This window comes from Streptococcus sp. HMSC056C01 (assembly GCF_001811305.1).
In the GTDB taxonomy this organism is placed as follows: Bacteria; Bacillota; Bacilli; order Lactobacillales; family Streptococcaceae; genus Streptococcus.
On the sequence record NZ_KV804181.1, the window covers coordinates 84648 to 106678 of the forward strand.

Below are 22031 nucleotides of genomic sequence, written 5' to 3' on the forward strand. Positions count from 1 at the left end.
CTAGTTTGCTCTTTGATTTTCATTGAGTATAAGCTAGTGCTATTATACCATATTTCACTCGTTTCCAAAAAAGTCCGAGTAGCAACTTTCTTCCCGATTTTACTAGGTTATTTGCCAAGTTTGTGGTAAAATAGGTAGAAACAATATTTTAAAAAGGAGAAAAGACACATGCACATTTTTGATGAGCTAAAAGAGCGTGGTTTGATTTTTCAAACGACTGATGAAGAAGCTTTGCGTAAAGCCCTAGAAGAAGGTCAAGTTTCTTATTATACTGGCTACGATCCAACTGCTGACAGCCTTCACCTAGGTCACCTTGTCGCAATCTTGACAAGTCGTCGTTTGCAGTTAGCAGGTCACAAACCTTATGCGCTCGTTGGCGGTGCTACAGGTCTCATCGGAGATCCGTCCTTCAAAGATGCTGAGCGTAGTCTCCAAACAAAAGACACAGTAGATGGCTGGGTCAAGTCTATCCAAGGACAACTTTCTCGCTTTCTTGATTTTGAAAATGGTGAAAATAAAGCTGTCATGGTCAACAACTACGACTGGTTTGGCAGCATCAGCTTCATTGACTTCCTCCGTGATATCGGAAAATACTTCACTGTCAACTACATGATGAGCAAGGAGTCTGTGAAGAAACGGATTGAAACAGGAATTTCTTACACTGAGTTTGCCTACCAAATCATGCAAGGTTACGACTTCTATGTCCTTAACCAAGAGCACAATGTAACCCTCCAAATCGGTGGTTCTGACCAATGGGGAAATATGACTGCTGGTACCGAATTGCTTCGTCGTAAAGCCGACAAGACTGGTCACGTTATCACTGTTCCACTGATTACAGATGCAACTGGTAAGAAATTTGGTAAATCAGAAGGAAACGCAGTTTGGCTCAACCCTGAAAAGACTTCTCCATACGAAATGTACCAATTCTGGATGAATGTTATGGACGCTGATGCTGTTCGCTTCTTGAAGATTTTTACCTTCTTGTCACTGGATGAGATTGAAGACATCCGCAAACAATTCGAAGCAGCACCACACGAACGCTTGGCTCAAAAAGTCTTGGCTCGTGAAGTCGTGACTCTTGTCCACGGAGAAGAAGCCTACAAAGAAGCCCTTAACATCACTGAACAACTCTTTGCTGGAAATATTAAGAACCTTTCAGTTAAAGAACTCAAACAAGGACTTCGTGGAGTGCCAAACTACCAAGTACAAGCAGACGAAAATCACAACATCGTTGAACTTCTTGTATCTTCTGGCGTGGTTAACTCAAAACGCCAAGCCCGTGAAGATGTTCAAAACGGTGCCATCTACGTCAACGGCGACCGCATCCAAGACCTTGACTATGTCTTGAGTGACGCAGATAAGTTAGAGAACGAACTCACTGTTATCCGACGTGGGAAGAAAAAATATTTTGTATTGACTTACTAAACTGTTCAACATTTACCTATAAAAAAAGGAGTTAACCTCGAGAAAGGTAACTCCTTTTTGTTGTTGATAACCATATCTATCTAGCCTTAATAGACAGGCTACGCAGTACAATACGTAAGGTTGTTAGATTATGTAAGATAGAGAGATTTGAAGGACTGAGCCAATTAAACAAGCCAAAGCCAATCAAACTACTATTTACGATAACGGTATCTTGAATATTCTTCTTGATGAGTGTTTGCAAAGATGATGATAGCCAATCCAACTCTTGGAAGAAATCCAAGCGATTATCTAACAATAAGATATCGCTCATCTGCTTAGAAATGTCTGCACTCTCATTCATCACCACACCGATATCTGATAGGGTTAGAGCTGCTGAGTCATTCAATCCATCTCCAACCATCAAAATAGTGTGACCTGCTTTCTGCAGTTCCTCTACTAGCTCAAATTTCCCATCAGGTTTCAAGTCTGTATAGACCTGATCAAAGGGCAAATCTTTGACTAATTCCTCTGTTCTAACCAAGGTGTCCCCTGTTGCCAGAATCAATTTTTTCCCTTGTGCCTTAAGTTTCTCCAAGGCTGCTTTTGCTTCTTTTCTCAAAGGAGTATGAATACAGAACATTCCAATCAATTCATTCTGGTAGGCTAAGAATAAGAGATTGTAGTGACTCTTGTACTCTTCAATTAAAGCATTTTGTTCTGAACTGATATGAATCTGTTCATCCTGCATCAAGACATAATTCCCAATAAGAACTGGTTGGCCATCTATATGAGATTTGATCCCCTTACTTGCGATATATTGGAGTTTCCCATGCATTTCCTCATGTTCAATTCCCTCTATCTCGGCTTGCTTGACGATGGCATTAGCAATAGGATGATAAATGTGTTCCTCAAGACAGGCACTGATTCTGAGAATATCTTCCTCACTATTGTCTCCAAAAGGTAACACCTTTTCAACTATCGGATAGCTAGTTGTGATCGTTCCCGTCTTATCAAACAAGAAAGTATCAACTTCCAGGTATTTCTCCAGAACATCTCCATCCTTAATCACCATTTCACGGTTCAACCCCTCCTTGATAGCTGTCAAATAAGCTACAGGAGTAGAGATTTTCAAAGCGCAGGAGAAATCGACCAATAGGAAAGAGATAGCCTTAGAAAAAGAACCCGTTAATAGGTAAGTCAGCCCAGCCCCCAAGAAATTATATTTGACGACCTTGTCCGCCATTTTGATGAAATAGCGTTGTTTCGTTTTCTTGTTTTCTTCAGATTTCTTCATCAACTCAATCAGTTGTAAAATCCGGCTGTTCATCTGATTATCGGTTACACGAATGCGTAACTCTCCAGTTTCTAATACTGTATTTGCACAAACCAAATCAGACTCTCTTTTTTCAACTGGAAAACTCTCTCCCGTCAAGGAACTTTCGTTGACCATACCTAAACCTGAAACTACTTGTCCATCAAACAGAATTTCATTTCCTTGAGATAGGACCAAGACATCTCCTATTTGAACATCGGAACTCTTGATACTAACGACCATATCCCCCTGTACTAAGAATACGTCGCTCTCTTTTGCAAGAAGGCTTTGTTCTAAATCTGTTGCAGTTTTTTTCAAGGACCACTGATCTAAATGATTCCCCAAATCAAGCATAAACATGATATTGCTAGCTGTCTTGGATTGGTTCATAAACAAGGACAATAAAATCGCCGAACAGTCCAAGACCTCCATCGTTAGTTCCTTACGCGCTAGTGTTTGATAGGCTTCTCTAATATAACCCAAAGCCTGATAACAAGTCCATATATAGCGAATAGGATACGGCACAAAACTACGAAAAATCATACGCTTAATCGCTGCACCTGAAACAATAGAATAAGCACTCTCTTCTCTACGAATGGGAAGAGTCATCAACTCAGAAACTTTCCCTTTATCAATTCTTTTTAAAAAGGCTTCTGCATTGTCTAATACAGAGAAGCCTTCTTTTATGCGTAGAGTAAAGTGCTGTTGATCCATGTAAAACTGGATAGACTCAATCCCCTTTTCATCTCTCACCAAGGAACGAAGATAGTCTTGAATATCCAAGGTGAGTGAAAAAGAAGATGATAGTCGGATATGTTGGTATCCTCTATGTAGCACTTTAAAAGACATACTATTCCCCTATAAGGCTATCTAATTGCTCTTCTTTTTTCTCTTGCTCATACAAATATTTGGCATCTTGCAAGACATCGTCTCCATGTTGTTTCACAACAGAAACAGATGCATCTAGCCCGTCTTTCAACTTGTAAGCCTTAGCCAAAGCTTTAGAATAACCTTTTTTAGCTTCCTTACTTGCTAAGATTTTCAAACCAAGGGTACCAAATGCGACACCACCTAAAAAGAGTGATGATTTTTTCGCAACTTTTGCAACGGTTAATACTTCTTTTAACATACTTATTTCCTCCTAGATATTATTATATAGCAATTTAGATATAAAAGCAATTTAATTTTGGTACTTTAAAAAGTAATTATACTACTATTTAATTCTATTACAAATCATCCTAAAGTTGCTTTCATTTGCCTCTTTTGATACACTTAAACTATGAATACAAATCTCAAACCTAAACTCCAGCGTTTTGCTTCTGCGACTGCCTTTGCCTGCCCTATCTGTCGAGAAAATCTGACTCTGGTAGAGACTAGTCTCAAGTGCTGCAACCGTCATTCTTTTGACTTGGCGAAATTCGGCTATGTCAATCTGGCACCTCAAATCAAGCAATCTGCCAACTACGACAAGGAAAACTTTCAAAATCGCCAACAAATCCTAGAAGCTGGCTTTTACCAAGCTATTTTAGATGCTGTATCTGACTTGTTAGCAAATTCAGAAACTAGCACCACAATCTTAGATATCGGTTGTGGCGAAGGTTTCTATTCTCGCAAGCTCCAAGAAAGTCATCCTGACAAAACCTTCTATGCCTTTGATATTTCCAAAGATTCCGTTCAAATCGCTGCCAAGAGCGAACCCAACTGGGCAGTCAATTGGTTCGTTGGTGACCTGGCTCGTCTTCCTATAAAAGACGCTAGCATGGATATCCTGCTTGATATCTTTTCGCCTGCCAACTATGGAGAATTTCGTCGCGTTTTATCCAAAGACGGTATCTTGATAAAGGTTATCCCAACTGAAAATCACCTCAAGGAAATCCGTCAAAGGGTACAGGACCAGCTGACAAACAAGGATTATTCTAATCAAGATATCAAGGAGCATTTCCAGGAACATTTCAGCATCCAATCTATCCAGACTGCTTCCCTGACCAAATCCATTACAGCAGAGCAAAGACAAGCTTTACTCAGCATGACACCCCTCCTCTTTCACGTTGACCAAAGCAAGATTGACTGGAGCCAACTGACAGAGATTACCATTGAAGCAGAGATTTTGGTTGGGAAAGCACTGTAAATATATTTTTGAGATACTACAAAGCCCGCACCTCTTCTTGAGATGCGGGTTTAAATCACGATTTTTCAAGTATCTATCCGAAAAGTGGAAAAATTTTAACCTCTCCATTTATTTTCGATTTGAAATGACAAATTTATCAATAAATAGCAAGTGATATAAGGCAAGTGCTACCCCATAACAACATCCATGAAAAGAGATTTCTTGATGAGTAAGTGGAAATGAAGAACTATTACCCATATAAAGGCATGACCAAATTACAAAAAGAATCCAAAATAAATCAGTCCATTTATATTTTGAAAAATATTTTTTCCACATAAGAACATCCTCCTTCTTTACTACAATACTATTATAATACTGTTTGTAAACGAATACAAGAAATTTGAGGTAACAGCTAAGAAGAACCTTAGGCTTAAAGGTAGTACAACCAGCCTTCTTAGTGTTCTCTAGGTTTGATTTTTAAGTCTAGAAATTATTGACAAATTATTTTTTCTTTTGAGACCAGTCAACCTCAAATCCATAACATTCAAAAAAGCGAATTTCAATTGAAACTCGCTTTTTTGCTAGATAGTGTAATAACTATTAAATTATATATCTTAGTTCAAGTGCCAGATATCTTCGTTGTACTGAGCGATTGTACGGTCAGATGAGAAGAATCCTGCTTTAGAAATGTTAACGATAACTTTGTCCAACCATGCGTCACGGTCTTCGTAGTCAGCCAACATTTGCTCTTTAACTTTGATGTAGTCTTCCAAGTCAAGAAGAGTCATGAACCAGTCTTTGTTGATTAATTCGTTATAAAGACGTTCCAAGCGTTCAATCTTACCAACTGCAAGAACAGCGTCACTCACGATAAAGTCAACCAATGGTTTGATCGCTTTACGAGCGTAGAATTCGCTTGATTTGTAAGCTGATTTTGCGTAAAGGTCGATAACAGTTTCTGAATCTTCACCAAAGATGTAGATGTTTTCGTCTCCAACCAACTCAGCGATTTCCACGTTAGCACCGTCCATAGTACCAAGAGTCAAAGCTCCGTTCAACATGAATTTCATGTTACCAGTACCTGAAGCTTCTTTAGAAGCAAGTGAGATTTGTTCTGAGATATCACATGCTGGGATAAGGAAGCTTGCTGCAGTAACGTTGTAGTTTTCAACCATAACCACTTGTAAGTGTGGTGCAACTGCTGGGTCGTTAGCAATCACTTCTGACAAGCAAAGGATCAAGTGGATGATGTCTTGAGCAATTGTGTAGGCAGGAGCTGCTTTACCACCAAAGAAGACTGTGATTGGACGAGCAGGGATGTTACCAGCCTTGATGTCAAGGTATTTATGGATAACATACAAAGCGTTCATTTGTTGGCGTTTGTACTCGTGAAGACGTTTGATTTGGATATCAAAGATAGAGTTAGTATTGATTTCCACACCTTGGTGTTCTTTCAAGTGACGAGCCAATTTACGTTTGTTGTGGGCTTTGATGCTTTCCAATTTTTCTTTGACAGCAGCCTTGTCTTCGTATGAAAGAAGGTCTTCCAATTTAGAAGCTTCATGGTGCCATTCGCGGCCAAGGATTTCATCCAAGTAGTGAGACAAGCTTGGGTTAGCATGCATGAGCCAACGACGGAAGGTGATACCGTTTGTTTTGTTGTTGAATTTTTCTGGGTAAAGATCGTAGAAAGGTTTCAACTCAGAGTTCTTCAAAATTTCTGTGTGAAGAGCGGCAACCCCGTTTACGCTGTATCCATAGTGGATATCCATGTGGGCCATGTGTACACGATCGTTTTCATCAATGATTTGAACAGCTGGATCTTTGTATTCAGCACGAACACGACGGTCCAATTCTTTGATGATTGGTACCAAGTGAGGAACCACTTCTTCCAAGAATTCAAGAGGCCATTTTTCAAGGGCTTCAGCAAGGATTGTGTGGTTTGTGTAAGCAGTCATGCTACGAACGATAGAGATTGCTTCATCAAGTTCGATACCACGTTCAGTCAAAAGACGGATCAACTCAGGAATCACCATTGATGGGTGCGTATCGTTGATTTGTACAACTGCGTAGTCAGCAAGGTCATGCAAGTTGCTTCCTTTTTCGATTGCTTCATCGATGATCAATTGAGCACCGTTTGAAACCATGAAGTATTGTTGGAAGATACGGAGCAATTCACCTTGTTTGTCGCTATCGTCTGGGTAAAGGAAAAGAGTCAAGTTGCGAGCGATGTCTGTCTTATCAAAGTTGATACCATCTTCGATGATAGAAGAGTCAACTGAATCCAAGTCAAACAAACGCAAGCGATTTTTAGTAGCTGTTTTGTATCCAGGTACATCGATATCGTAAAGAGTAGATGTTAATGTGAAGTGTGCAAATGGTACTTGGTAGCTACGGCTTGAGCGAACCAACCAGTTTTGGTCAGTCAACCAAGCGTTAGGAATTGTTTCTTGTTGGTTGTTTTTAAGAACTTGTTGGAAAAGACCAAAGTGGTAGTTCAAACCAACACCGTCACCGTTCAAACCAAGTGTAGCGATTGAGTCGATAAAGCAGGCTGCCAAACGTCCCAAACCACCATTACCAAGTGATGGTTCCAATTCTACTTCTTCGATTTCGATCAACTCTTTACCTGCGTCAGCAAGTTCTTTTTTAACTTCGTCATAAAGACCAAGGTTAATCAAGTTGTTTGACAAGAGTTTACCAATCAAGAACTCAGCTGAGATGTAGTAAACTTTTTTCTTACCAGTGTTCACTGGTTTTTGGCTGCTTGCAAGTTTGCTGTAGTTAAGAAGAGCAAGGTAAAGCTCCTCATTGCTACATTCTGCGATAGATTTATTGTAACGATTTTGTACAAATTCTTTTAATGGTAACATTTTTATGTCTCCTGATAATGTCTTATTTCTTTAATTCTACCAAATTTTCATTGATACGGCGATAAATTGTAGTCAAGTCAAGCAAAGTTTCTTCGACAGCAGGAGTCAATTGTTCCTCTGTCATACGCCATGACCAGTTTCCACCAAGAGTAGATGGGAAGTTCATACGAGCTGAACCATCCAACTCTAGCAAATCTTGCATAGTTGCAATCGTCATGAAACTTACTGATGCGAAGGCTGTACGAAGCATAGCATGCACTACTGTTTCGTACTCTTTACGGTTTGTGTAGCGTGCCATGTACTCACGAGTTGGATCATCAATCTCATCACGGTACCAACCAAGAACAGTGTTGTTATCATGTGTTCCTGTGTACATAACAGAGTTAGCTGGTGCCAAGTGTGGGCTGTCGATACTTTCGTCTTCTGGATTGAAGGCAAATTGAAGGACCTTCATTCCTGGGAATCCAGTACGCTCACGAAGCTCGATGACTTCATCAGTCATGAAACCAAGGTCTTCAGCGATGATGTTCAAGTCACCAAGTTCTTCTTTAACCGCTGCAAAGAGTTTGTAGTCAGGTCCTTTCACCCATTTACCAGGGGCCGCTGTTTCAGAACCAGCTGGGATTTCCCAATAAGACTCAAATCCACGGAAGTGGTCGATACGCACGATATCGTAGATTTTAAAGCTTTCACGCAAGCGTTCAATCCACCATTTGTAACCATCACGATCCATTGCTTCCCAGTCATAGATTGGGTTACCCCAAAGCTGACCAGTCGCAGAAAACTCATCTGGTGGGCATCCTGCGATGCAAGTTGCTTTCCCGTTTTCATCTGTTTTAAAGAGATGTGGATTTGCCCACATATCGCTTGAATCTTCCGCTACATAGATTGGCATATCACCCACAATCTCGATGTGGTTTTCGTTAGCGTATGCTTTCAATTTCAACCATTGTTGGAAGAAAAGGTATTGGGTTACGCGGTGGTAAACAAGCTTGTCAGCTAATTTCTCACGGTAGCTTTCAAGAGTTGAAGCTTTACGCGCACGAATATCTGCATCTGGCCACTCTGTCCAAGCAAGATTATCAAAATGCTCCTTGATAGCCATATACTCTGCAAATAGTTCAAGCCATGATTGGTTGTCTTGAGCAAATTTTTCGAAGTCTTTGACATCTCCGGCTTCAAGGAAACGTTTGACAGCTTTCTCTAGAAGCGGACGACGTGCATAGTAGATTTTAGCGTAGTCAACTTCAGTTGGGTTGCTACCAAAGTCAATCCCTTCAAGATCACTAGCATCTAGTAAACCTTGCTCAACCAAGATATCAAAATCGATAAAATGAGTGTTCCCAGCAAAGGCTGAGAAGGATTGATAAGGAGAATCTCCGTAGCTCGTTGTTCCTAAAGGAAGGATTTGCCAGTAACGTTGCTTTGTACGAACCAAGAAGTCAACGAAATCATAGGCGCTTTGACCAAATGATCCGATTCCGTAAGCTCCTGGAAGTGATGAGATGTGCATCAACACACCACTTTGACGTTTCTTCATAATAGCACCTCAAGTGTTTTTTAATTAATTGTTCAAATTTGTGCGCAAACGTTTGCGCTAAGTAAAGTATAACCCATTTCAAAAAGAAATGCAAGCGTTTTTAAAAAACTTTTATGATTTATTTTTTATTGATAAACTTTTAGGTTACTATATTCTTATTTTTAAAATCCTTTCAACCTTCAGCTTATTCATGCAATCGTTTCCCTTCAATTATTTTTGAATCAAAATTTACATGATTACATCTTTTTCTTCTATTATACAAACAATTTTAGGAATTAGCCAGTCACAAGCTTTTTAAATTTTTTTCAAAAAAATGCTTGCAACCGTTTTCTGTTTGTGCTATACTAAGGTCATAAGGGAAAACGTTTGCGTTCCCTAGACTATAAAATTTGTTATTCTTTAGGAGGAATACACTATGTCAACTAAATTCATGAAGAGCGCTGCTGTACTTGGTACTGCTACTCTTGCTAGCTTGCTTTTGGTAGCTTGTGGAAGCAAAACTTCTGACAAAGCCGCTGACTCTTCTGCATCAGGAAGCCAAGAAATCACTTTCTATGTTGAAGACCAATATAAAGCATTTGCTGAATCAGCTGCACAAGCTTACGAAAAAGAAGCTGGAGTAAAAGTTACTATCAAAACAGGAGACCAAATGGGTGGTCTCGATAACCTTTCTCTAGATAACCAATCTGGTAAAGCTGCTGACGTTATGATGGCACCATACGACCGAGTAGGTAGCCTTGGTAAAGACGGACAACTTTCAGAAGTGAAATTGAGCGACGGTGCTAAAACAGATGATAAAACTAAATCTCTTGTAACAGCTGCTGACGGTAAAGTTTACGGTGCTCCTGCTGTTATCGAGTCACTTGTTTTGTACTATAATAAAGACTTGATTAAAGAAGCTCCAAAAACTTTTGCTGACTTGGAAAACCTTGCTAAAGATAGCAAATATGCCTTCGCTGGTGAAGATGGTAAAACAACTGCCTTCCTTGCTGACTGGACAAACTTCTACTATGCATACGGACTTCTTGCTGGTAACGGCGGTTACGTATTTGGTGACAACGGTAAAGATCCTAAAGATATCGGACTTGCAAACGAAGGAGCTATCACTGCTATCAACTACGCTAAAACTTGGTACGAAAAATGGCCTAAAGGTATGCAAGATACGGAAGGAGCTCCAAACCTAATCCAAACTCAATTCCAAGAAGGTAAAACAGCTGCTATCATTGATGGTCCTTGGAAAGCTCAGGCCTTCAAAGATGCTAAAGTAAACTACAGTGTTGCGACTATCCCAACTCTTCCAAACGGTAAAAACTATGAAACATTCGGTGGTGGTAAAGCTTGGATTATCCCATCAAGTACTAAGAACCTTGAAGCTGCTCAAAAATTTGTAGACTTCCTTGTTTCAACTGAAGAACAAAAAGCCTTCTATGATAAAACTAACGAAATCCCAGCTAACACTGAGGCTCGTTCATATGCTGAAGGTAAAAACGATGAGTTGACAACAGCTGTTATCAAACAGTTCCAAAACGCTCAACCAATGCCAAACATCCCTCAAATGTCAGCTGTTTGGGACCCAGCTAAAACAATGCTATTTGAAGCTGTAAGTGGTAAGAAAGATGCTAAAACAGCTGCTAATGATGCTGTAACATTGATCAAAGAAACAATCCAACAAAAATTTGGTAACTAATTGATTGCTTCAAGGGAGATAATTCAAACATCTCCCTTGATTTTTAGATACACTGACAATGTTTTCAGTAGTTTTACTGATTAGCATCGAGCTCAACGCTCGTATCTTATGAAAGGAGCACTCATGGAACAACAACCAAAAAAAGCAGCCTTGCTTTCATTGATTCCTGGGTTGGGGCAAATCTATAATAAACAAAAAGCTAAAGGTTTTATCTTCCTTGCTGTAACAGTAGTTTTTGTCCTCTATTTTATAGCACTTGCAGCACCTGAATTGAGCAACTTGATCACACTTGGGGAAAAACCTGGCCGTGACAACTCTCTCTTCATGTTGATTCGTGGTGCATTTCACTCTATTTTTGTAATTGTTTATCTAGCCTTTTATATTCTCAATATTAAAGACGCTCACACTATTGCAAAACGTATCAATAATGGCATCCCTGTCCCATTGACACTTAAGGATATGATTAAAGGTATCTATGAAAATGGATTCCCATACTTGCTCATTATCCCATCTTACGTTGCCATGACATTTGCGATTATCTTCCCGGTTATTGTAACCTTGATGATTGCCTTTACTAACTACGATTTCCAACACTTACCACCAAACAAATTGTTAGACTGGGTTGGTTTGACTAACTTCACAAATATCTGGAGCTTGAGTACCTTCCGTTCAGCCTTCGGTTCTGTTCTTTCTTGGACTATTATCTGGGCTTTGTCTGCATCAACTTTACAGATTGTAATCGGTATCTTCACAGCTATTATTGCCAACCAACCATTCATCAAGGGGAAACGTATCTTTGGTGTTATCTTCCTTCTGCCTTGGGCGGTTCCAGCCTTCATCACTATCTTGACATTCTCAAACATGTTCAACGATAGTGTTGGTGCTATCAATACCCAAGTTTTGCCACTTTTTGCTAAGGTTCTTCCATTCCTTGACGGGGCACTCATCCCTTGGAAACAGACCCTACTTGGACTAAGGTTGCCTTGATTATGATGCAAGGTTGGCTTGGATTCCCTTATATCTATGTCCTTACTCTCGGTATCCTACAGTCTATTCCAAACGACTTGTATGAAGCAGCTTATATCGACGGTGCAAACGCTTGGCAAAAATTCCGCAACATCACTTTCCCAATGATCTTGGCTGTTGCGGCACCTACTTTGATCAGCCAATACACCTTCAACTTCAACAACTTCTCTATCATGTACCTCTTCAATGGCGGTGGTCCTGGTAGTGTCGGTGGTGGAGCTGGTTCAACCGATATCTTGATCTCATGGATCTACCGTTTGACAACGGGTACATCTCCTCAATACTCTATGGCGGCAGCTGTTACCTTGATTATCTCTATCATTGTCATCTCAATCTCTATGATTGCATTCAAGAAACTACACGCATTTGATATGGAGGACGTCTAAGATGAATAACTCAATCAAACTCAAACGTAGACTGACTCAAACCCTTACTTACCTCTACTTGATTGGCCTTTCAATCGTGATTATCTATCCACTGTTGATTACTATCATGTCAGCCTTCAAGGCAGGTAACGTCGCAGCCTTTAAACTCGATACTAACATCGACTTCAATTTTGATAACTTCAAAGGGCTCTTTACAGAAACCTTGTACGGTACATGGTACCTCAACACTTTGATCATCGCTTTGATCACTATGGTTGTACAAACAAGTATTATCGTACTTGCTGGTTACGCCTATAGCCGTTACAACTTCTTGGCTCGTAAACAAAGTTTGGTCTTCTTCTTGATTATCCAAATGGTGCCTACAATGGCTGCTTTGACTGCCTTCTTCGTTATGGCCCTCATGTTGAATGCCCTTAACCATAGCTGGTTCCTCATCTTCCTCTACGTTGGTGGAGGTATCCCTATGAATGCTTGGTTGATGAAAGGTTACTTTGACACCGTGCCAATGTCTCTTGATGAGTCTGCAAAACTTGATGGTGCAGGACATTTCCGCCGCTTCTGGCAAATCGTTCTCCCTCTTGTTCGTCCAATGGTTGCTGTACAAGCACTCTGGGCCTTCATGGGACCTTTCGGAGACTATATCCTCTCTAGTTTCTTGCTTCGTGAAAAAGAATACTTTACAGTTGCCGTTGGTCTACAGACCTTCGTTAGCAATGTGAAGAACATGAAGATTGCCTACTTCTCAGCAGGTGCTATCCTCATCGCCCTTCCAATCTGTACACTTTTCTTCTTCTTGCAAAAGAACTTCGTTTCAGGACTTACAAGCGGTGGCGACAAGGGGTAATATACCCCCCCGCCACCCTTTTTCATTTTTGACCTTGTACATCGATTGTCTGGTGAGAAACAAGAGCTTGCTGAGATTACCTTGTTAGTTAGTGGACGAATCATAACAAACATTCACTTTTACCAAGGATTCTACTATCCCCGCTTGAAATAAAATACATTTCTCTATATAATACTCATATAGAAAAATGCCTATAGAAAGAGATTTATGTTACCATATCCATTTTCTTATTTTAATAGTATTTGGGGATTTCGTAAGCCCCTATCTCAACGTTTTGGTCTCAACTGGTTTCAACTGATTTTTACCAGTATTTTCCTGATTAGTTTGTCTATGGTCCCTATTGCCATCCAGAACAGTTCTCAGGAAACTTATCCTTTAGAAACTTTCATCGATGATGTCTACACTCCTTTGACGGATAGTGTGGTTCAGGATTTGGCTACCAATGCAAAGATTGTAGATGGTAAGTTGAGCTATACAGGTTCATCTCCTCATCAAGCTTCTATCCAAATCGGAGACCCTTCTAGTTCAAACTTCCCTGAGGAATTACTTCTGAACTTTGAACCTGAGAAACTCATCATCAGCAAGCAAGGAAAAGAATTGACCAGCATTCGCTATCACGCGATAACGACTGAGAGCTTCCAAAGCAAGGAAAGCTTAACACAAGCCATTTCTAAAGACTGGTATCAACAGAATCGCGTCTATATTAGTCTCTTTCTTGTGCTTGGTTCTAGCTTCCTCTTTGGACTTAATTTTTTTATTGTTGCTTTAGGTGCTAGCCTCTTGCTCTACTTCACAAAAAAATCGCGTCTCTTTTCATTTAAAAGCTTCAAAGAGTGCTATCATTTCATTTTGAACTGTTTAGGATTACCAACCTTACTTGCCATGATTCTCGGTCTCTTGGGGCAAAACATGGCAACTTTGATTACTGTTCAAAATATTTTATTTGTTCTATACCTGGTCACTATCTTTTACAAAACGCATTTCCGTGATCCAGACTACCATAAGTAGGAGATTATTATGCCTGTTACGATTAAAGACGTGGCCAAGGCTGCAGGGGTCTCACCCTCAACCGTAACCCGTGTTATTCAAAACAAATCAACCATTAGCGATGAAACCAAAAAACGAGTTCGAAAGGCTATGAAGGAACTCAACTACCATCCTAACCTCAATGCCCGAAGCCTGGTTAGTAGTTATACGCAGGTTATCGGCTTGGTTCTTCCAGATGATTCAGACGTTTTCTATCAAAATCCTTTCTTTCCTTCTGTCCTTAGAGGGATTGCACAAATTGCTTCAGAAAATCACTATGCTATCCAGATTGCAACTGGAAAAGACGAAAAAGAGCGCTTAAATGCAATTTCACAGATGGTCTATGGAAAGCGTGTAGACGGTCTTATCTTCTTGTATGCCCAAGAAAATGACCCCTTGGTTAAACTCGTTACAGAAGAACAATTTCCCTTCCTCATCCTTGGCAAATCACTATCACCCTTCATTTCGCTTGTTGACAATGATAATATTCAAGCTGGTTTTGATGCGACAGAATACTTCATCAAAAAAGGATGCAGCCGCATTGCTTTCATCGGTGGTACCAAGAAACTCTACGTTACGCAGGATCGTCTAACAGGTTACGAGCAAGCCCTCCAAGAACACAAACTATCTCTTGATAGTCATCGTACCTTTTTCGCTGATGAATTTCTTGAAGAAAAGGGATATAAATTTAGCAAACAACTTTTTGAATACGATCCAAAAACCGATGCTGTTATCACAACAGATAGTCTCTTAGCTGAAGGTGTTTGTAACTATCTCAACGAACATCAGCTGAATGTCCCTGTTCTTAGCTTTGACTCTGTAAATCCAAAATTAAACCTAGCAGCCTATGTCAATATTAATAGTCTGGCTCTCGGCCGCACTTCGTTTGAGACTATTCTTCAAATCATCAATGATGTCAAAGAAAATCGTCAAATCTGCTATCGTCAAGTCATTGCGCATGAAATCATTGAAAAATAAGAAAAACCAACTCTAACATCTTTTGCTTAGAGTTGGTTTTTTGTAATCTATTTTTATAATTGATTATACTCAATGAAAATCAAAGAGCAAACTAGGAAGCTAGCCGCAGGTTGTACTTGAGTACGGCAAGGCGAAGCTGACGCGGTTTGAATTTGATTTTCGAAGAGTATTAGTTTTCGACTTCGACAAATCGGCCTAGGATATGAACATTTTCTGAAACAGAAACAAAGGCTGTTGGATCAACTTGCTTCATGATCAGTTTAAAATCATTGAACTCTGCGCGAGTGATAACCGTAATCAAAACAGCCTTACGTTCGTGGTTATAAGTTCCTTCAGCATCATGGATCATGGTTGCTCCACGGTGCAATTTATGATGGATTTTCTCAATGACTGCATCTGGATTGCTAGTAACAATCATGGCCTGCATGCGTTTTTGTTTGGTGAAAACTGCATCTGTCACACGACTTGAGACAAAGATAGTAATCATGGAATAAAGGGCATATTTCCAACCAAAGGTCACTCCTGCAATCAACATGATGGTACCGTTCACCAAGAAAGAGATACTTCCGACGTTACGACCTGTCTTCTTACGAATGGTTAGGCTGACAATATCTGTTCCGCCACTGGAGATGTTATGACGTAAAGCAAAGCCGATTCCAAGTCCCATAACTACCCCACCAAAGAGAGCATTGATGATTGGATCCTCTGTCAAGACCACCACTGGCACAAACTGGATAAAGAGCGAGCTCATGGATACCGTGATAAAGGTAAAAATCGTAAACTTATGTCCAATTTGGTACCAGGCCAAAATCATGAGAGGAATATTGATGGCATAAAATGCTACTGAGATTGGGAAATAAAACCCAAACCAGTGGTTACTTAGGGCAGATATAATCTGGGCCAAACCTGTCGCACCACTTGAATAAACGTGCCCTGGTTGGAAAAAGAAATTGACGGCTACTGCTGATAGAAAACCATATACCAGAGAAGCTGAGATTTTTTCATCGTATTTTTCTCGAGAGATACTTTGTAAAACACGCAAAATCTTTACTCGATAAGCAAAGCGGCGAAGATAATGGTGCCACTTTTTAGTTAGTTTCGTTTGTTTCATCTTGTTCTACTTGTAGATTAAGTTCCTCTAGTTGTTTAAGAGCTACTGTTGATGGTGCTTGCGTCATTGGGTCAGTTGCCTTGTTATTCTTAGGAAAGGCGATGACTTCGCGGATATTTTCCTCTCCAGCGAGCAACATGACAAAACGGTCAAGACCGATAGCCAAACCACCGTGTGGTGGGAAGCCATAGTCCATAGCTTCCAAAAGGAAACCAAACTGATCATTTGCTTCTTCAGCTGAGAAGCCAAGAGCTTTGAACATACGTTCTTGAAGCTCTTTTTGATTGATACGAAGACTACCACCACCAAGTTCATAACCATTCAAGACGATATCGTAAGCAATAGCACGAACCTTAGCCAAATCACCTTCAAGCTCATGAGCAGTTTCTGCTTGAGGAAGGGTAAATGGATGGTGGGCACTCATATAACGACCTTCTTCTTCAGACCATTCAAACATTGGCCAGTCAACAACCCAAAGGAAGTTAAATTTATCCTGATCAATCAAGCCCAGTTCTTTAGCGATACGTCCACGAAGGGCACCAAGTGTTGCATTGGCTACTTCAAGCGTATCAGCAACAAAGAGAACCAAGTCCTTATCTTCAAGACCAAGTGCTGTTGTCAAATCTGCCTGAACGCCAGTCAAGAATTTAGCAACTGGACCGTTTAATTCGCCATCAACCACCTTGACCCAAGCAAGACCTTTAGCACCATACTGTTTGGCTACTTCTGTCATCTTGTCGATGTCTTTACGTGAGTAGTTATCTGCTGCGCCTTTAACAACGATGGCTTTAACGGCAGGTGCTTCTGAGAAGACTTTGAAATCGACTCCCTTGACAAGATCTGTCAAGTCTTGAAGTAACATCTCAAAACGAGTATCAGGCTTGTCAGAACCATAAAGAGCCATAGCATCATCATACTTCATACGAGGGAAGGGGAGGGTTACTTCAATCCCTTTTGTTTCCTTCATCACGCGCGCAATCAAGCCTTCTGTGATGTCTTGGATTTCTTGCTCAGTCAGGAATGAAGTTTCCAAGTCGACCTGGGTAAACTCAGGCTGGCGGTCACCACGCAAGTCTTCATCACGGAAACATTTAACGATTTGATAGTAACGGTCAAAACCAGCATTCATCAACAATTGCTTAGTGATTTGCGGGCTTTGAGGAAGGGCATAGAAATGGCCCTTATTAACACGAGATGGTACCAAATAGTCACGCGCCCCTTCTGGCGTTGATTTAGAAAGGAATGGTGTTTCCACATCGATAAATTCCAACTCATCCAAGTAGTTACGGATAGAATGGGTCACCTTAGCACGAAGTTTTAGGTTTTCTAGCATTTCTGGACGACGAAGGTCAAGGTAACGGTAACGTAGACGCGTATCATCGTTTGCTTCAATGCCATCCTTGATTTCAAATGGTGTTGTTTTGGCTGTATTAAGTACAGTAAGAGCTGTTACATTCAATTCAACTGAGCCAGTCGCCAACTTATCATTGGCTTGCTCACGTGCAGCAACTTGACCAGTCACCTCGATGACAAATTCACTACGAAGGCTTTCAGCTGTTGCCATCACCTCTGCAGATACTTTTTCTGGGTTGATAACCAACTGCATGATTCCTTCACGGTCACGAAGATCGATAAAGATCAAACCACCAAGGTCACGACGACGGGCAACCCATCCTTTCAAGGTAATTTCTTGTCCGATGTGCTCCTCACGAACACGACCAGCATACATACTACGTTTCATGTTTTCTCTCCTCTTTTATTCTGTTACTATTTTACCATAAAAGCGCAGGCTCTTCATGAAAATCATCAGAAAAGTTGAGAAGAATCCTGCTATAAATGAAAAAATCCAGCAAAGTCATTCGCTGGATCTTATTTTACTTGGTATTTCTTTATTTTTTACGCTTTTCAGCAATCTCTGCAGCCTTTTTAGGGAGAACAATCTCCGTTGCATAGGCTGTCGCAAATCGCATAATACCTGCAATTGGTGCAAAGATAACTGCTAGATTGTTATAAAAGAAATCCCCTTTAAAAGCATAGGCAAGCGCTCCAATAATGAAGAAGAGAACAACTGCCTGAATCACTGCTAATAATATCACTCGTTTCATGACTTCCTCCTGAGTCTATTATAGCATCATTATCATGACAAATGAAATTAAATTGTTCAAGGCATGCAATCCCATACTATAAGCCAGACCACCTTTGCTGATATAAGCCAATCCCATGCTAAACCCAAGGGCACTATAAACTAGAAATTGTTGAGGAGAAGTAGGGAAATGGACAAGTGCAAAAATTACAGTGCTTGCAAGAAGAAAGAGAGCTGTCTGCTTAAGATTATCCTGTTGGGGGAAGACAAAGCGAGCCAACATACCTCTAAAGGTTAACTCTTCTGTCAGAGGCGCAAAGACCACCACCATAAAGAAAGAGAAGAGAGGTTGATTATGAGTCAATTGTTCTGCCATCTGTTGACTGACTGATGGATCATTTGGCAAAAAGAATTGAGCAACAATGACAAGGGCCCATACCAAGGCAGGCAACCAGATGTATTTGTTAAGGGCTGTTTTTTCAATCGTAACGGTTCCTGTCTTATACCACTTGTAGGTAACGAAGGTGAAAATTCCTGCTAATAAGACATAAATTGGAACAGCAACATATTCAGGCGCACCCATTTTCATGGCTTCTAAGCCTACGCCCTGAATAAAACTATAGACCATAATAAATGATAAGAAAGTAAGACTATACCAACCGATATTTTGAAGTGTTTTCATAAGATTCTCCTATTTGAAATAACGTTTTGTTTTTCTTAATTGTGCAATAGTTATATAAAGATGGATGATAATCAAAAGAACTAAGGCAACTACTTGTATTTCTCGTAAAATAACTGATAATACTATCAATAAAATATAGAGTGCGGGCAGTAAAATTTGATCCAGCCTAAACAGAGTTAAAAAGGCACTCTCCATCTCTGCCTGCTTTTCTCCCTCATCATAACTGTTAAGATAGGTTAAAATATCTTTTGGAGTGTAATAAGCAGACAGTTTATAGTGTCGAACGATAAAAATAGTTCGCAACAAGTAATTGGCAACAATAATGTATAAGCATAATAGAATAAGAGTAGGAAGAATTAGCAAGGTATTTTTAAATATCGGAGAAATCAGTATGATCCCACTAGTCATCATTGCTATCATCAAAACATTGGAAGAAACTGAACCATAATCCAAGTAACGATAAGCTCTTACATAGGCCTGGTCACTATCTTTTTCCTCTGCCCCCCTTTGATAAAGAGTATAAACTTCGCGACTTTTGCCAAGATAATACATGGCTAAAACGAAGGAAAGTCCTCCAATAACAAGAGCGATTCCATAAATAGTAGGTAAGACTTGTTCCATTTGAATCTGTTCAACTATCCCTCTAAGAGTGTAGGCAAAGGCTACTACAAAAGCACTTAACATACACATTACTACTCTCAACCATCTACGATTATTATTCATTTTCTGACCTCTATCTAAACTAGCCAATAACCTTAAGTAGTTTCAGTGATCTTTCCTATTTAAAATAACGTTTCACCATAGGTAACTGCATCACATTGATATAAATATGGATTGCTCCGACAAGCAAGAAGGCTAGTAACTGAATCTCTCCTGTCAGTAAAGAAAAGAGAGCAATCAGAAAGTACAAAGCTGGCAAGACATACTGATGTAATTGGAATAAAATCCGAAAACTCTGTTCCAAATTAGCCTGGCGCTCCCCTTCATCGTAAGAATTGACATAATCTAAGATATCCTTTGGCATAGAGAAAAATACCATATCAAACTGACGCACAATCGCAATGGTTTTATAAAAATATTTTTGAGCATTAAAAATCAACACTAATCCCAAAAAAGAAAGAGATAAGGTTAGATTGCTTCTATTTAGTATAACCACTTCACTTGCTGAAATGAAGAGAGCCAATAAAATCGCTACGTTTGTAATATTAAAAGCAATGTTACCAAACTCAAGATTCCGGTACATTTGCACATAATAGGTTTCATTCAGGTCATCATCCATATCCTCTTGATACAAGGAATGAAATTTTCTGCTTTTCTTTAAGAAATTGAACGTCAAAAGAATGCTAATGAAACCTAACAGTAAACAAATAGTTGATATCCAGGGTATCAAGACTTTTACATCTAAAATAACTTCGTAGGATTCGGCACCGGCCTTAAACATCCCTACAAACATGCCCAAGAAACCTCCAAAGACAACAGCTGCTAAAAATAATAATAATCCACGTTTCTTTTCCATCTTTTAACCTCTTTCTAAAACAATCCAGCCAACCATTGACCAAAGGCTTTCCCTGATTCAAAAATAGTTGTCAATCCCTCTGCTCCAAGTGATACCAAAAGCAAACAAACAACAAGTAGGATAATAGCTTGGTTTCTTGCTTTTTTCGCTCCATCTCCCAAGGGTTCATTGCCAAGCCAACCTGCTAGATAAGCATAGGCTGTAACTGTTAAAATACCAATCTCCGTCGAAGAGAGAAACAAGAAGACTGTCACCAAACGAACGATATTGGCTTGAATGTTAAAATAATTTCCTAAACCTGCACAAACACCTGCAAGTGCTTTGTTCTCTGTATCGACTTGAAAACCTGCTAAAAACTCTTTCATAACTTTTCTCCTTTTACGAGCTCTTTGAACTTTATTTTTTTCTCTACCCATCTAAAGACTAATAGTAGCACTATATTAATCCAGAAGAGATATTTACTTTCAACAATTGTAAACCAACCAAATAGGGTTCCAATCATGGCCAAAAGATTAACGATAAACACAACTATACATAGATAATAAATCACTTTATACTTGTTCATCATTTTTCTCCTTTTTCTTCAACCGATTGAAAATGGACAAGAGGGCTAAATTAAGCCAAAACAAATACTTACTTTCAACAAAATAGAACCACCCCAGTAATGTTCCAACCATAGCGTAAGCATTCACAATGAGGGCAAGAACACTCATGTAATAAATCACTTTAAACTTATTCATCACTCGTCCTCCTCCAAGCGAAATACCGATTCGACTGTTTCGTTGAAAATTTGAGATATTTTCAGGGCAATGATAATGGACGGGGTGTATTCGTCCCGTTCTAATAGACTAATGGTCTGCCTGGACACGCCAGCTAGTTTGGCCAGCTCGGTTTGATTCAGGCCATCGCGAGCCCGAAGCTCTTTTAGACGATTTTTTAGTTGCATGTTACACACCTACTCTCCGTCAAATTGAATTGTTTGGATATCCTCAATGCGTTGTAGTTTGAATTTTTCTTTTCCCTTTTTATCTACACGTCGTAGCTTGACCCATTCCTCATCAACATCCACAACTTCCCAGTTATCTGTTCCAAATAATTGTCCAACGATGACCGGCGTTCTCCCAATCATTTCTTTTAATAATCTTGACATTTCTGTATTTCCTTTCTCTTTTCGCTCAAACTTTTTGATTTTATTCCCTAGTTTCTTGACCTTTTGAGAATGGTAGATACAAAACATAATCACAAGAGGTACAAATCCCAATGCCCACATAATCGTTCCTTTCTGCTATACTTTTCTTTAACTTGATTTCATTGTAACACATCTTTTTATTTTTGACAAGTATATTTGTCAAAAAGTTTAGGATTTTTGTCATTTTGCAAAAGAAAAAGGTCAGGAGTAAGATCCTAACCAGTTTATCTGTTATTAATACTCTTCGAAAATCAAATTCAAACCACG

General features: G+C 39.7%; 21 protein-coding genes and 2 pseudogenes. 7 read left to right on the plus strand and 16 right to left on the minus strand.

Annotated features, from left to right (window positions below; genetic code table 11):
• The first annotated feature begins 168 nt into the window (after positions 1-168).
• Positions 169-1425: a tyrosine--tRNA ligase gene (gene tyrS / locus HMPREF2795_RS00440; RefSeq protein WP_075227902.1), complete on the plus strand. Its 1257-nt coding sequence runs from the start codon at positions 169-171 to the stop codon at positions 1423-1425.
• A gap of 76 nt (positions 1426-1501) precedes the next feature.
• Here the strand turns inward: tyrS and HMPREF2795_RS00445 are convergent, their stop codons facing one another.
• Positions 1502-3565: a heavy metal translocating P-type ATPase gene (locus HMPREF2795_RS00445; RefSeq protein ID WP_075227903.1), complete on the minus strand. Its 2064-nt coding sequence runs from the start codon at positions 3563-3565 to the stop codon at positions 1502-1504.
• A gap of 1 nt (position 3566) precedes the next feature.
• Positions 3567-3845: a DUF6110 family protein gene (locus HMPREF2795_RS00450; protein WP_000910910.1), complete on the minus strand. Its 279-nt coding sequence runs from the start codon at positions 3843-3845 to the stop codon at positions 3567-3569.
• 150 nt (positions 3846-3995) lie between these two features.
• Here HMPREF2795_RS00450 and HMPREF2795_RS00455 point away from each other — a divergent pair, with 150 nt between their 5' ends.
• The gene (locus HMPREF2795_RS00455; protein WP_075227904.1) at positions 3996-4844 is read left to right on the plus strand and encodes a putative RNA methyltransferase; all 849 of its coding nucleotides are present in this window, start codon (positions 3996-3998) and stop codon (positions 4842-4844) included.
• Positions 4845-4952: 108 nt separating this feature from the next.
• On the opposite strand, the gene HMPREF2795_RS00460 is transcribed toward HMPREF2795_RS00455, so the two are convergent.
• The 3 genes from HMPREF2795_RS00460 to malQ all read right to left on the minus strand — a co-directional run bounded on the left by HMPREF2795_RS00460 (position 4953) and on the right by malQ (position 9236).
• Positions 4953-5159 carry a hypothetical protein gene (locus HMPREF2795_RS00460; RefSeq protein ID WP_075227905.1) on the minus strand — a complete coding sequence of 69 codons (207 nt, stop codon included), beginning with the start codon at positions 5157-5159 and terminating at the stop codon, positions 4953-4955.
• A gap of 278 nt (positions 5160-5437) precedes the next feature.
• Positions 5438-7696 carry a glycogen/starch/alpha-glucan family phosphorylase gene (gene glgP / locus HMPREF2795_RS00465; RefSeq protein WP_070678338.1) on the minus strand — a complete coding sequence of 753 codons (2259 nt, stop codon included), beginning with the start codon at positions 7694-7696 and terminating at the stop codon, positions 5438-5440.
• 22 nt (positions 7697-7718) lie between these two features.
• Positions 7719-9236 carry a 4-alpha-glucanotransferase gene (malQ, locus tag HMPREF2795_RS00470; RefSeq protein ID WP_075227906.1) on the minus strand — a complete coding sequence of 506 codons (1518 nt, stop codon included), beginning with the start codon at positions 9234-9236 and terminating at the stop codon, positions 7719-7721.
• Positions 9237-9651: 415 nt separating this feature from the next.
• Here malQ and HMPREF2795_RS00475 point away from each other — a divergent pair, with 415 nt between their 5' ends.
• The 5 genes and pseudogenes from HMPREF2795_RS00475 to HMPREF2795_RS00495 all read left to right on the plus strand — a co-directional run bounded on the left by HMPREF2795_RS00475 (position 9652) and on the right by HMPREF2795_RS00495 (position 15183).
• On the plus strand, positions 9652-10923 hold the full coding sequence (locus HMPREF2795_RS00475; protein WP_075227907.1) for an extracellular solute-binding protein: 1272 nt from the start codon (positions 9652-9654) through the stop codon (positions 10921-10923).
• 123 nt (positions 10924-11046) lie between these two features.
• Positions 11047-12335, plus strand: a pseudogene (locus tag HMPREF2795_RS00480) (ABC transporter permease subunit).
• Position 12336: 1 nt separating this feature from the next.
• Positions 12337-13179: a sugar ABC transporter permease gene (locus HMPREF2795_RS00485; RefSeq protein WP_049531176.1), complete on the plus strand. Its 843-nt coding sequence runs from the start codon at positions 12337-12339 to the stop codon at positions 13177-13179.
• 207 nt (positions 13180-13386) lie between these two features.
• Entirely contained in the window at positions 13387-14187 is an 801-nt protein-coding gene (locus tag HMPREF2795_RS00490; protein ID WP_075227908.1) for a DUF1189 domain-containing protein, read from the plus strand.
• 9 nt (positions 14188-14196) lie between these two features.
• Positions 14197-15183 carry a LacI family DNA-binding transcriptional regulator gene (locus HMPREF2795_RS00495; RefSeq protein ID WP_075227909.1) on the plus strand — a complete coding sequence of 329 codons (987 nt, stop codon included), beginning with the start codon at positions 14197-14199 and terminating at the stop codon, positions 15181-15183.
• A 169-nt stretch (positions 15184-15352) separates the two neighbouring features.
• Here HMPREF2795_RS00495 and HMPREF2795_RS00500 read toward each other — a convergent pair whose 3' ends face one another.
• From HMPREF2795_RS00500 to HMPREF2795_RS11000, 11 genes and pseudogenes are all read right to left on the minus strand, one after another.
• Positions 15353-16294 (minus strand): YitT family protein, encoded by a 942-nt coding sequence (locus HMPREF2795_RS00500; RefSeq protein ID WP_075227910.1) that lies wholly within the window; start codon positions 16292-16294, stop codon positions 15353-15355.
• Complete coding sequence (gene aspS / locus HMPREF2795_RS00505; RefSeq protein ID WP_075227911.1) at positions 16272-18035, minus strand: aspartate--tRNA ligase; 1764 nt, start codon at positions 18033-18035, stop codon at positions 16272-16274. Before aspS ends, HMPREF2795_RS00500 begins: the two co-directional genes overlap by 23 nt.
• Before the next feature lie 148 nt (positions 18036-18183).
• Positions 18184-18399, minus strand: coding sequence for a hypothetical protein (locus HMPREF2795_RS00510; RefSeq protein WP_000832173.1), 216 nt, complete (start codon positions 18397-18399; stop codon positions 18184-18186).
• Positions 18400-18417: 18 nt separating this feature from the next.
• Positions 18418-19059, minus strand: a complete 642-nt coding sequence (locus HMPREF2795_RS00515; protein ID WP_075227912.1) for a CPBP family intramembrane glutamic endopeptidase — start codon at positions 19057-19059, stop codon at positions 18418-18420.
• A 9-nt stretch (positions 19060-19068) separates the two neighbouring features.
• On the minus strand, positions 19069-19782 hold the full coding sequence (locus HMPREF2795_RS00520) for a DUF3169 family protein (RefSeq protein WP_261675566.1): 714 nt from the start codon (positions 19780-19782) through the stop codon (positions 19069-19071).
• 55 nt (positions 19783-19837) lie between these two features.
• On the minus strand, positions 19838-20575 hold the full coding sequence (locus tag HMPREF2795_RS00525) for a DUF3169 family protein (protein WP_070458296.1): 738 nt from the start codon (positions 20573-20575) through the stop codon (positions 19838-19840).
• A 14-nt stretch (positions 20576-20589) separates the two neighbouring features.
• Positions 20590-20940, minus strand: a complete 351-nt coding sequence (locus HMPREF2795_RS00530; protein WP_075227913.1) for a PspC domain-containing protein — start codon at positions 20938-20940, stop codon at positions 20590-20592.
• The gene (locus HMPREF2795_RS10995) at positions 20937-21140 is read right to left on the minus strand and encodes a hypothetical protein (protein WP_075227914.1); all 204 of its coding nucleotides are present in this window, start codon (positions 21138-21140) and stop codon (positions 20937-20939) included. The genes HMPREF2795_RS00530 and HMPREF2795_RS10995 overlap by 4 nt, the downstream gene beginning before the upstream one ends.
• On the minus strand, positions 21127-21315 hold the full coding sequence (locus HMPREF2795_RS00540) for a hypothetical protein (RefSeq protein ID WP_075227915.1): 189 nt from the start codon (positions 21313-21315) through the stop codon (positions 21127-21129). The genes HMPREF2795_RS10995 and HMPREF2795_RS00540 overlap by 14 nt, the downstream gene beginning before the upstream one ends.
• The gene (locus tag HMPREF2795_RS00545; RefSeq protein ID WP_020902358.1) at positions 21315-21521 is read right to left on the minus strand and encodes a helix-turn-helix transcriptional regulator; all 207 of its coding nucleotides are present in this window, start codon (positions 21519-21521) and stop codon (positions 21315-21317) included. Before HMPREF2795_RS00545 ends, HMPREF2795_RS00540 begins: the two co-directional genes overlap by 1 nt.
• A 9-nt stretch (positions 21522-21530) precedes the next feature.
• A pseudogene (locus HMPREF2795_RS11000) lies at positions 21531-21999 on the minus strand (hypothetical protein).
• Positions 22000-22031: the final 32 nt, after the last annotated feature.

Excerpts from the sequence above, each read along its gene's own strand:
- tyrS (WP_075227902.1), top strand. The coding sequence starts at position 169 with ATGCACATTTTTGATGAGCTAAAAGAGCGTGGTTTGATTTTTCAAACG.
- HMPREF2795_RS00445 (WP_075227903.1), bottom strand. The coding sequence starts at position 3,565 with ATGTCTTTTAAAGTGCTACATAGAGGATACCAACATATCCGACTATCA.
- HMPREF2795_RS00450 (WP_000910910.1), bottom strand. The coding sequence starts at position 3,845 with ATGTTAAAAGAAGTATTAACCGTTGCAAAAGTTGCGAAAAAATCATCA.
- HMPREF2795_RS00455 (WP_075227904.1), top strand. The coding sequence starts at position 3,996 with ATGAATACAAATCTCAAACCTAAACTCCAGCGTTTTGCTTCTGCGACT.
- HMPREF2795_RS00460 (WP_075227905.1), bottom strand. The coding sequence starts at position 5,159 with ATGTGGAAAAAATATTTTTCAAAATATAAATGGACTGATTTATTTTGG.
- glgP (WP_070678338.1), bottom strand. The coding sequence starts at position 7,696 with ATGTTACCATTAAAAGAATTTGTACAAAATCGTTACAATAAATCTATC.
- malQ (WP_075227906.1), bottom strand. The coding sequence starts at position 9,236 with ATGAAGAAACGTCAAAGTGGTGTGTTGATGCACATCTCATCACTTCCA.
- HMPREF2795_RS00475 (WP_075227907.1), top strand. The coding sequence starts at position 9,652 with ATGTCAACTAAATTCATGAAGAGCGCTGCTGTACTTGGTACTGCTACT.
- HMPREF2795_RS00485 (WP_049531176.1), top strand. The coding sequence starts at position 12,337 with ATGAATAACTCAATCAAACTCAAACGTAGACTGACTCAAACCCTTACT.
- HMPREF2795_RS00490 (WP_075227908.1), top strand. The coding sequence starts at position 13,387 with ATGTTACCATATCCATTTTCTTATTTTAATAGTATTTGGGGATTTCGT.
- HMPREF2795_RS00495 (WP_075227909.1), top strand. The coding sequence starts at position 14,197 with ATGCCTGTTACGATTAAAGACGTGGCCAAGGCTGCAGGGGTCTCACCC.
- HMPREF2795_RS00500 (WP_075227910.1), bottom strand. The coding sequence starts at position 16,294 with ATGAAACAAACGAAACTAACTAAAAAGTGGCACCATTATCTTCGCCGC.
- aspS (WP_075227911.1), bottom strand. The coding sequence starts at position 18,035 with ATGAAACGTAGTATGTATGCTGGTCGTGTTCGTGAGGAGCACATCGGA.
- HMPREF2795_RS00510 (WP_000832173.1), bottom strand. The coding sequence starts at position 18,399 with ATGAAACGAGTGATATTATTAGCAGTGATTCAGGCAGTTGTTCTCTTC.
- HMPREF2795_RS00515 (WP_075227912.1), bottom strand. The coding sequence starts at position 19,059 with ATGAAAACACTTCAAAATATCGGTTGGTATAGTCTTACTTTCTTATCA.
- HMPREF2795_RS00520 (WP_261675566.1), bottom strand. The coding sequence starts at position 19,782 with ATGAATAATAATCGTAGATGGTTGAGAGTAGTAATGTGTATGTTAAGT.
- HMPREF2795_RS00525 (WP_070458296.1), bottom strand. The coding sequence starts at position 20,575 with ATGGAAAAGAAACGTGGATTATTATTATTTTTAGCAGCTGTTGTCTTT.
- HMPREF2795_RS00530 (WP_075227913.1), bottom strand. The coding sequence starts at position 20,940 with ATGAAAGAGTTTTTAGCAGGTTTTCAAGTCGATACAGAGAACAAAGCA.
- HMPREF2795_RS10995 (WP_075227914.1), bottom strand. The coding sequence starts at position 21,140 with ATGAACAAGTATAAAGTGATTTATTATCTATGTATAGTTGTGTTTATC.
- HMPREF2795_RS00540 (WP_075227915.1), bottom strand. The coding sequence starts at position 21,315 with ATGAATAAGTTTAAAGTGATTTATTACATGAGTGTTCTTGCCCTCATT.
- HMPREF2795_RS00545 (WP_020902358.1), bottom strand. The coding sequence starts at position 21,521 with ATGCAACTAAAAAATCGTCTAAAAGAGCTTCGGGCTCGCGATGGCCTG.